The 1,426-nt window shown below is 81.0% G+C and carries 1 protein-coding gene; it reads left to right on the top strand.

All coding sequences use genetic code 11. The features are described 5' to 3' along the window. Positions 1–64: 64 nt before the first annotated feature. On the top strand, positions 65–1,426 hold a 1,362-nt coding region (locus ACFVXK_RS38660), incomplete at its 3' end, for an AAA family ATPase (RefSeq protein WP_389622092.1).

The following is a 1,426-nucleotide window of genomic DNA, read 5'->3' as shown; positions in this document are numbered from 1 at the left end:
GCCGGCCCCCGTGCGGGTTCGGCGGGGGAGTCCATCGACACGACCACGAGGAGGACCGAGCCCCATGCCACGGACGACAGCCGCCCCGCCGGGCCCGCAGGACGCCCCGCCCCCCGGCCCGGGCGGCGGCCCGGCGGCGCCCGTCGGGCGGGACGCCGAAGACCGGCTGCTGCGCGGCCTGCTGGCCGACCTGCGGCGCGGCCGGCCCGCGCTCGTCGAGGTCGGCGGACCGCCCGGCATCGGACGCAGCACGCTGCTGGACCACGCCGCGGCCCTCGCCACCGGAGCCGGCATCAGGGTCGCCGCCGCCGCGGCCTCGCCCGACGAGACCTGCCTGCCCCACGGGATCGCCGCCCAGCTCCTCAGCCAACTGCTCCCCGCGACCACCCCCGCCGGGCCCGACCTCCCGCGCGGCCCCGCCCGCCCCGACGACCTGTGCACCGCCTTCCTCGCCGCCGCCCGCAGCCGCCCCCTGCTGCTCGTCGTCGACGACACCCAGTGGGCCGACACGCCGTCGCTGCGCGGGCTCCAGGCGCTGGCCCGGCGGCTGGCCGGCGTGCCGCTGATGCTGCTCACCTCCCGCAACGGCGCCGCTCCGCCCGGTCCGTACGACCGGATCGAGCCCTGCCCGCTGGCCGACGGCCGCTCCGTGGCCCGGCACGTGCTGGAGCTGCCCCCGCTGCCGACCGAAGCCGTCGGCCGGCTCCTCGCCGACCTCTGGCCCGGGGCCGTGGACGCCGCCTTCCTGACGGAGGCCGCCCGCCGCCTCGACGGGAACCCCGCCCTGCTGCGGTCGGTCACCGCCCGGTTCCTCCGCCACGGCTGGACCCCGCACACCGGCCACCTCGCCGACCTCGCGGAGAGCACGGTGGAGGCCGTCCGGGAGCGCACGGTGCGCACCCTGCCCCTGCTGCCCGCGGAACTCCTCGGCGTCCTGCGCGCGATCGCCGTCGCCGGACCCGACTGCACCCCCAGCCTGATCGAAGCGCTCGCCGCCGGCCCCCGCGCCCCGGGCACGGCCCGGGCCCTGAGCCTGCTGTCCGGCACCGGGCTGCTCGCCGACGGCCCCCGCCCCGCCCTGCGCAGCGGGGCCGCCGCGCGGGCCGTCCTGGCCGGCCTCGGCACGGAGCAGCGGGAGGAACTGCACGCCCGGGCCGCCGCATGGGCCCACCGGGCGGCCCTGTCCGACCGCGCCGTGACCCGGATGCTGCTGGGCTCCGGCCCCGTCGGCGCCCCCTGGGCGGTGGCGGCCCTGCGCCGCCGGGCCGCCGCGGACCGGGCGGCCGGCCGGCACGCCGCGGCCGTCCGGCTGCTGGAACGGGCCCTGCGCGAGCCGGTGCCCGAAGCGCTGCGGGTCCGGCTGCTGACCGAGCTGGCCACCGCCGTGCTCCCCACCGGGCCCGAGGCCGCGAGCCGCCACCTGTAC

It is taken from the genome of Streptomyces sp. NPDC058157 (genome assembly GCF_042884105.1).
Taxonomy (GTDB): domain Bacteria; phylum Actinomycetota; class Actinomycetes; order Streptomycetales; family Streptomycetaceae; genus Streptomyces.
This window is presented reverse-complemented; position numbering and strand designations above follow the sequence as displayed.